The sequence below is a fragment of the Actinomycetota bacterium genome (assembly GCA_030776725.1).
Lineage (GTDB): Bacteria > Actinomycetota > Nitriliruptoria > Nitriliruptorales > JAHWKO01 > JAHWKW01.
Map to the genome: position 1 here is coordinate 1 of JALYHG010000263.1, position 8,121 is coordinate 8,121.

General features: G+C 70.5%; 8 protein-coding genes and 1 pseudogene. 4 read left to right on the forward strand and 5 right to left on the reverse strand.

Annotated elements, in window-relative coordinates:
• The first annotated feature begins 138 nt into the window (after window positions 1-138).
• A complete protein-coding gene (locus M3N57_12780; GenBank protein MDP9023546.1) occupies window positions 139-516 on the forward strand; it encodes an ACT domain-containing protein in 378 nt (125 codons plus the stop codon).
• 75 nt (window positions 517-591) lie between these two features.
• Here M3N57_12780 and M3N57_12785 read toward each other — a convergent pair whose 3' ends face one another.
• Complete coding sequence (locus M3N57_12785) at window positions 592-2,145, reverse strand: SagB family peptide dehydrogenase (GenBank protein ID MDP9023547.1); 1,554 nt, start codon at window positions 2,143-2,145, stop codon at window positions 592-594.
• A 75-nt stretch (window positions 2,146-2,220) separates the two neighbouring features.
• Here M3N57_12785 and M3N57_12790 point away from each other — a divergent pair, with 75 nt between their 5' ends.
• The gene (locus tag M3N57_12790; GenBank protein MDP9023548.1) at window positions 2,221-3,414 is read left to right on the forward strand and encodes an MFS transporter; all 1,194 of its coding nucleotides are present in this window, start codon (window positions 2,221-2,223) and stop codon (window positions 3,412-3,414) included.
• Between the two features lie 40 nt (window positions 3,415-3,454).
• Here the strand turns inward: M3N57_12790 and M3N57_12795 are convergent, their stop codons facing one another.
• Window positions 3,455-4,597, reverse strand: a complete 1,143-nt coding sequence (locus M3N57_12795; protein MDP9023549.1) for a site-2 protease family protein — start codon at window positions 4,595-4,597, stop codon at window positions 3,455-3,457.
• A 144-nt stretch (window positions 4,598-4,741) separates the two neighbouring features.
• Here M3N57_12795 and M3N57_12800 point away from each other — a divergent pair, with 144 nt between their 5' ends.
• Window positions 4,742-5,089, forward strand: coding sequence for an MTH938/NDUFAF3 family protein (locus tag M3N57_12800; GenBank protein ID MDP9023550.1), 348 nt, complete (start codon window positions 4,742-4,744; stop codon window positions 5,087-5,089).
• A 3-nt stretch (window positions 5,090-5,092) separates the two neighbouring features.
• On the opposite strand, the gene M3N57_12805 is transcribed toward M3N57_12800, so the two are convergent.
• Complete coding sequence (locus M3N57_12805) at window positions 5,093-5,272, reverse strand: DUF1918 domain-containing protein (protein ID MDP9023551.1); 180 nt, start codon at window positions 5,270-5,272, stop codon at window positions 5,093-5,095.
• 94 nt (window positions 5,273-5,366) lie between these two features.
• A complete protein-coding gene (locus M3N57_12810) occupies window positions 5,367-6,731 on the reverse strand; it encodes a TrpB-like pyridoxal phosphate-dependent enzyme (protein ID MDP9023552.1) in 1,365 nt (454 codons plus the stop codon).
• Between the two features lie 165 nt (window positions 6,732-6,896).
• Here M3N57_12810 and M3N57_12815 point away from each other — a divergent pair, with 165 nt between their 5' ends.
• Window positions 6,897-7,634, forward strand: coding sequence for an MBL fold metallo-hydrolase (locus M3N57_12815; GenBank protein ID MDP9023553.1), 738 nt, complete (start codon window positions 6,897-6,899; stop codon window positions 7,632-7,634).
• A gap of 169 nt (window positions 7,635-7,803) precedes the next feature.
• On the opposite strand, the pseudogene M3N57_12820 reads toward M3N57_12815, so the two are convergent.
• Window positions 7,804-8,121: pseudogene (locus tag M3N57_12820) on the reverse strand (hypothetical protein).

Here is an 8,121-nt window from a genome sequence, read left to right on the forward strand (position 1 = left end):
CCGAGCAGCCCTGCGATCACAGCCATGCCAAGCGACCCTAACCGCGGGACGAGAACCGACGTGGTCCGTTGACCGCCGCCTTGTGTTCACCGCGCCCGACTGCAAGCGTGGGGTCGTTCGTGACGACAAGGAACCCGCATGCCCTGGGATCTCACCATCGAACTCCCCAACCAACCGGGCACGCTGGCGGACGTGGCCGAACAGCTGGCCGCCGCGAACGTCAACATCGAAGGGGTCGCCGCCGTCCCGGTCGGTGCGCACTCCGAGGTGCACTTCCTCGTCGATGAACCAGGCGAGGCACGTCAGATCCTGGAGGAGTCCGGGATCCCGGTGATCCACGACCGCGAGGTGCTGGTCGTGGAGTGTCCCGACCGTCCCGGCGAGCTGGCTGCGCGCGCTCGCGCACTGGGCAACGCGGGGATCAACATCGACATCCTCTACATCGCGACCCGGACCCGGCTGGTGATCGGCGTGGTCAACGTAGCCGAGGCGGCTGCGGCGCTGGCGGAAGCCTGAGCGGCCCGACCAGGCCACGACCAGGAGCCGACCGACACCGCTTCGGGGCCGACGCGTCAACGGCCGCCTCGACGATCACCGCAGCAGGTCATGGGGGTCGGTGCGCAGCGGGCGGGCGCGGTCAGGGCGGCTGCCCGGGCTCGGCTCGTAGTCGGGCACGCCGATAGCGGTGACCAGCATCGGCTCGGCGTCGGTCTCGAACCTGCGCCGGACCTCGTCGTCGTAGAACGTCAGGCCGGTGCCGCCGGCGCCGAGCGCGAAGGACGCCAGCTGTAGCCGCCCCGCCGCGATCCCGGCTTCGAGCTGCACGACGCGGTAGGCACGCGCTCCTCCGGCCCCCAGGAGCGGATCGAGCCGGGCGCTGTGGAAGGTCGTGAACGCAGACGAGCCGCCGAGCGGCTGGTCGAGGCACAGGTGCGCCGTTCGCCTGCGGTCGATGTCAGCCGCCAGGCGCTCGAGTCCCGCAGCGGTCCAGCGGTAGGCGCCCGCGTCGACGCCGGTGACGGCGTGAACGGCCACCAGATGCTGGGTCCACCCGGCACCGGCTTCAGCCGTGTCGCGTCCGGGCGGTCGCGCCGCGGCCGCGAGCCCGAAGTCGAGCAGGTCGCGTGGGACGTGCGCGTCGAGGTCGAAGCGTCGGGTCGATCCGCGGCGCAGGATCACCTCCTCCACCGTCCCTGCGGCGGCATCGGGGACACCCGGCGTCGCCGACGCACGTTCGGGTGCGAGCTGGATCAGGTGGCGGCGCCAGTCGCTGACCGCTTCGCGGTCGGCGAGGTCGCCGGCGTGGTGGGCCGCGAGTGCGTCGGGTTCGGGGATCTCCTGGCGCGACAGCGGGGTGACCACATGATCGACGAGCGCCAGCTCGCGGTCGGGCGCGCTGTGATCTCGGCGCGGACCGACCGGCACGACGGCGAGCGGCAGCTCCGTGAAGGGTGTCGGCGGACCCAGCCCCAGCAGGTGGCTGACCCGCTCGTCGACGAAGCCGGTCACGACGTGCAGCGGCCACCCGGCCGCGCCGGTCGCCACGGTCGCGTTGGACAGGATGGTGCCGGCGTCCCAGAACAGGTGACGGTACCCGCGCGCCCCGTACTTCCAGGTGGTGCGCCACGGGATGCCGGTGAGAACCAGACTGAGCGGGGCGCGGGCGACCTCGTCGGACGCCGCAGCGCGTGACAGGGCGCCGCGGACGTCGCCGTCACGGAGCCGGTGCAGCGCGAACGCGATCGGTTCGAGGTGGTACAGCCCTGCGGGCAGGTCCGGCAGATCTGCACAGGCGACGTACACCTCGATCGGGTACAGCGCGCCGGCTGACGGGGCAGCGCGGAACGCCAGCGTCTGCTCGGGGAAGCGGACCGTCCTGGTCACGCCGGCGCACAGGAACAGCAGACGGGCCAGCGCGGTCAGATCGACGGGGCGTGCGTCGGGTGCAGCCTGGCCGGCCAGCACCGCTGCGGCACCGATCTCCGGCTCCTCCCAGTCGACCGGGAGGGCGATCGGCTCGAGCTCCGGGTACCTCTTGACGGGCAGCGGCCGGTTCGACGGATCCATGCGCCGACCACCGGAGCGCACGCTGACCGTCGAGTGCTTGGTGCGGTCGTGGAAGTCCCGTGCCACATCTGCGAGCATGGGTTCGACCGTAGTCACGATGTCGCGTTCCAGCCGATGTCGCAGCAGGACGTCGCCGCCTGCTAGACCAGCGCCGTGCCGCCCGAGCCCCGCCCCGCCGCGCTCGCGTCGCTCGTTCCGGCACTGACGTTCCTCAGCGTGGTGCGTCTGGTGACCAACACGGGCTACCGGTTCCTGTACCCGTTCCTTCCGGTGGTGGCCCGCGGGCTGGGCGTCTCGCTGGAACGTGCCGGGCTGCTGATCTCCGGCTTGTCGCTCGCGGGCTTGACCACTCCTGCGGTCGCCGCGCTCAACGCCCGGAGAGGTGAACGTCACCGTCGGCTCGCCACGGTGGGGCTGCTCGCGTTCGCGACCGGCGCGGCGCTGGCGGCGGCGACCACGGTGTACGTGGCGGTGCTGGCAGGGTTCGTGCTGCTGGGAGCCGCGAAGCCGGTCTACGACGTGGCCGCTCACTCCTACCTCGCTGAGCGCACCCCGTACGCGCGCCGCGCCCGGATCCTGGCGGTCATCGAGCTGACCTGGGCAGGGGCACTGCTGATCGGCGCGCCCGCTGCGGGGTGGTTGATCCACCGGGCGGGGTGGCGTGCGCCGCTGTGGGTGTTCGGCGCACTGGGAGCCCTCGCGCTCGTGGCCGTCCCGTGGGCGCTTGACCCGGACCGCCCGGGAACCGATCCCGGGACCCGGACCGCCCTGATCCTGGATCGCAGCAGCGTCGCGCTGCTGGTGGTGACCACGCTGTTCAGCTACGGCGCCGAGGTCACGTTCGTGGTGTTCGGGGCGTGGCTGGAGCGCGACTTCGGCGTGTCCGTGATCGGGCTCGGTGTGTTCTCGACGCTGATCGGGGTGGCGGAGCTGCTGGGATCGAGCGGCGTGGTCGCCTTCGGCGACCGGATCGGGAAGCGCCCCTCTGTCACATGGGGCCTGCTCCTGGCGATCGTGGGCTTCTCGGCTCTTGCGTTCACCGACGACCTGGCGCCCGGTCTGGCCGCACTGGCGCTGGCGCTGTTCGGGTTCGAGTTCACGATCGTCTCGGCGATCCCGCTGGCGAGCGAAGCCCATCCCCAGGCACGCAGCCGCTACCTCGCCCTGATGGTCGCCGCGATCTCGCTCCCGCGGGCCGTTGCCGCCGCCACCGGCCCAGCGCTGTTCACGCGGGTGGGCCTGGCCGGGAACGCCGCGGTCGCGGTCGGCGCCAACCTGGCTGCCCTGGTGGTGCTGCGCCGGTTCGTTGCCGACCGCCCCTCCGACCATGGAGGCGGTGGGACGTGAGCCGCCCCGGAGGTCGGTTACCTGCCGGGTGTGCGACGCGTCAGACGTGCTCGGCGTCGCGCGGGTCGCGGAGCTCGCCGAACTCCAGCAGTCGGGTGACGTCGGCCGGTGAGACGATCCCGATGATCTCGCCGCCGTCAACCACGATGACCCGCCCGTCCGCGCAGCCGCGCATGCGTGGAAGCACGCTGGTCAGGGTCTCGTCAGGCTCGGCGGTGGGGACGTCGTCGAGGTCACAGGCGACCGTGCGGATCGACGTCCGCCCGCGCTCCTCAGCAGGGACACGTTTGACCCGCCGCAACGTGACGATGCCCGCGGGGCTGCCGTCCTCGTCGATCATCGGGAAGGTCGAGTGGCGGTGTGCGAAGACGTAATCGTCGAGGAACCGCTGGACGTTCAGGCTGCGCGGCACGACAACCGGGTCGGCCGTCATCGCATCCCGCACGGTCAAGCCCCCCAGGGCGCCCCGCAACCGAGCGTGTTGCTCCTCGCTGCCGGCGGCGGTGATCAAGAACCAGCCGATCAGCATCAGCCACACGCCTCCGATCCCGGCCCCGAACGCGAACTCCGCGAGCCCGAGCGCGATCAACGCGAACCCGAAGGTCTTCCCGGCGCGTGCCGCGGTGATGGTGGCGCTGAGACGGTCCCCACGGCGACGCCACAGGAACGCGCGGAGGATGCGACCGCCGTCCAGCGGCGCCGCCGGGACCAGGTTGAAGATGGCCAGCGCGACGTTGATGGCCGACAGCCACGAGAAGATGCCGCCGACGATGCCAGCTTCCCCCATCCCGAGGAGGGCGAACACCACGAAGAACAAGACAGCCACGAAGATGCTGACCAGCGGACCGACCCCCGCGATGCGCAGCTCCGCGCCCGGATCGGCTGCCTCGCCACCGAGGCGCGCCACGCCGCCGAACAACCACAGGGTGATCCCGTCCACCTCCAAGCCGTTGCGCTGCGCAACGAGGGCATGTGCGACCTCGTGGGCCAGCAGCGATAGGAAGAACAGGACGGCGGCGACCCCTCCGGCCACCACGTACGCGACGGTGGACTGCTCCGGGTACGCCGTCGGGAACCGCCCCGCGGACAGGACGAACCAGATCAACGCGAAGATGGCCAGCACGCTCCAGTTGATCCCGACCGCGACGCCCGCGATGCGACCCAGCCGCAGGCTCTCCTCCATCGCTCCTCCGACCGAACGGGTGCAGCAACACTGCAGCAACACTACGGTAAGGCAGTTCGATCCCCGGCACGACGGACGGTCGGGGCTCCCTGTCGAGAGGCAGGACGGGCCCCGTACCGTGGAAGCACCGAAGCAGGAGAGGGCATGCGGATCGACGACTACGAGTACGGACGCGTCGTCATCGACGGCCGCGAGGAGCGCAACGACGTGATCCTCGTCGACGGCACGCTGCACGCCAACTGGTGGCGCGACGAGGGCCACCGCCTGCAGGTCGAAGACCTACAGCCGGTGCTGGACGCGGAACCCGATCTGCTGGTGGTCGGGACCGGCACGGCAGGCAACATGCGACCGGCCTCAGACCTGGACGGCCAGCTGCGGTCACACGGGATCGAGCTGGAGGCGATGCCGTCACCTCAGGCGGTTCGCCGCTACAACGAGGTGGCGCGAGCCGGCGACCGCGATGTCGCGCTGGCCATCCACCTGACCTGCTAGCGGCTACGACACGACCTTCAGGTGACCGCCGGCCGGCTCGAAGATCGACTGGTGACCGTCTTCCCAGGTCACTTCGATCTTCAGCGGGTCCTGCTGCAGCACCTCGTTGACCGTGCCACGGCGTGGGGGGACACCGACCTTGTTCGACGGGATCTCGATCGTGTCGCCGGCGTGGACGTCCATCGCGTTCCCTCCTGACGGCCAGTTGGGCTGGGCTGTCTGACCGTACTGCGGGGCGGAGCGGCGAACCAGCCTGCGATGGCGCGGACGTCGGCCGTTACACGGGCACGACCGGGACACGCGCCATCGCCTCGCGGACCTTGGCTTGCGGGTAGGCGTGGTCCACGAGTTCCCCGCGGAAGTAGGCGTCGTACGCAGCCATGTCGAAGTAGCCGTGGCCACACAGCGCGATCAGGATGACGTCGTCCTCACCCGTGTCACGGCACCGTTCGGCCTCGCGGATCGCCGCGGCGATGGCGTGGGTCGGTTCCGGGGCGGGGATGATCCCCTCCGCTCGGATGAACTGCACCGCCCGTTCGAAGCACTCGATCTGGCCGATCGCGACCGCCTCGAGCATGTCCAGCTCGTACATGTGCGACAGCAGCGGTGACATGCCGTGGTAGCGCAGCCCGCCAGCGTGGATGGGGTCGGGGATGAAGTCGTGCCCCAGCGTGTGCATCTTGATCAGCGGGGTCATACCGGCCGTGTCACCGAAGTCGTAGCGGTACTCGCCCTTGGTGAACGACGGGCACGCCTCCGGCTCCACCGCCAGGATGCGTGGGTTGATCTTCCCGGCGAGCTTCTCGCGGATGAACGGGAACGACATCCCAGCGAAGTTCGACCCTCCCCCGGTGCAGCCCACGATCACATCCGGGGTTTCGCCGACCGTCGCGAACTGTCGCAGCGTCTCCTCGCCGATGACCGTCTGGTGCATCAGCACGTGGTTGAGGACGCTTCCGAGCGAGTAGCGGGTGTCGTCGTGCTGCGCAGCGACCTCGACGGCCTCGCTGATCGCGATCCCCAGGCTGCCAGGGCTACCCGGGTGATCGCGACGGATGACGAGCCCAGCCTGGGTCAGCTCCGACGGGCTGGAGTGGATCGTCGCCCCGAACGCCTCGATCATCGACTTGCGGTAGGGCTTCTGCTGGAACGAGACGGCGACCTGCCAGATCTCGCAGTCCAGCCCGAACTGGCTGCAGGCGAACGCCAACGCGCTACCCCACTGTCCCGCGCCGGTCTCGGTGGTGAGCCGCCGCACACCCTCTTGCTGGTTGTAGAAGGCCTGCGCCACGGCGGTGTTGGGTTTGTGTGACCCGGTGGGGCTGACGCCCTCGTACTTGTAGTAGATCCGGGCTGGGGTGCCCAGGGCCTGCTCGAGCCGGGATGCGCGGTACAGCGGCGTGGGACGCCACATCCGGTAGACGTCCAGGACGGCGTCGGGGATGTCGACGAACCGCTCCTGGGAGACCTCCTGGCCGATCAGCGCCATGGGGAACAGCGGTGCGAGGTCGTCGGGTCCGATCGGCTCCCGCGTCGCGGGATGCAACACCGGCGGCGGAGGCACGGGCAGGTCGGCGACGATGTTGTACCAACGGGTCGGGAGCTCCGACTCGTCGAGGAGGATCTTGGTCTGCTCGGCCATCGTCGTCCCTGTCACCGCGCCCGTCGAGCACCTGCTCAGGGCGGCACGCTAGCGCTGGCCGACGACCGCCACCTGGCGGTCCCACCGTCGCCACTGCACTAGCTTTCACCAGGCGATGGGCACCGAGGCGCACCGGCCGGACGAGCGCCACGGGGACCGTCGGTGGTGACCCGGGTGACGTTCCTGGGCACCGGTGCCAGCGGCGGCACACCGGGGTCAGGGCGGTCGAAGCGGCGAGAGAGCTCGGCGCTGGCCGTGGCTGGCGACGTCTCGGTCCTGATGGACGTGACCAACCAGTTCCACGAGCAGAGCCAGCTGGTCGACCGCCTCGATGCCGTCGTGGTGACCCACGCCCACCGAGACGCCACCGGCGGGGTACCGGCTCTGGACCGCTGGCTCCACGACCACAAGCAGGCGCCGGTGCCGGTGCTCACGAGCGCGGAGGCGGTCGGCGTGCTCCGCGAACGTCACGGGGACCTCGACTACTGCGATCTTCAGCCGGTGCATCCCGGCCAGCGCCGGAACGTCGGTCCTTGGTCCATCACCGCCGTCGAGGTCCCCCACGCCCGCGATCAGCGTTTCCGGACCTTCGCTTGGCGCCTCGAGCGCGACGGCACGGTGCTGGTGTACGCATCCGACGTCGCGGAGCTGACCGAGAACCTGGCGCAGGCGACGCGGGGCGCTGATCTGCTGGCACTGGACGGGGCGATGTACGGCCGGAGCCTGTTCAGCCACCTGCGCATCGACGAGGCGCTGCCGGTGGTGTGCAGATGGGACGTCGACCGGATCCTGCTGACACAGATCGGCCGGACCGCCCCAGCCCACGACGAGCTGGTGGAGGTCGCCGCGAGGCTGTGCGAGCGTGCGGCGCCAGCGTACGACGGGCTGACCGTGCAGCTGTGACGCCAGCCAGCGGCCAGCGCGGTTACCGCTGCTGCTGCCAGGGTCCGGTGGGACGCTGTGCCGGTTGCTCGCCGCCCTGCTGCCAGGGGCCGGTCGGCGCTCGAGCCGGCTCATGGCCCCCTTCCCGGCGCGACCCTTCCCCGGACGAGCCGCGGCGAGCGATCGGGCCGTACCGCAGCGACAGGATCACCAACGCGATCGCCCCGAGCATCAGCCCGAAGTCACGCAGCGCGATGTCCCAGTACTCACCCTCGGTGACCCCGACGATCACGAGGTTGGTGATGATCGTGCCCAGCCAGAAGGCGACCAGCACGCCGCCGATGCGCGGCGCGACGGCGACGGCCAGGCCGGCGAGGATCTCCACCACCCCGACCGCCATCATGATCTGGGTGTCGGTTCCGGGGAGGGTGTCCGCGACCCCCTGCCATAGGTACTTCTCCCAATCCACCATGAGGTTGAAGAACTTGTCCAGGCCGAACAGGATCGG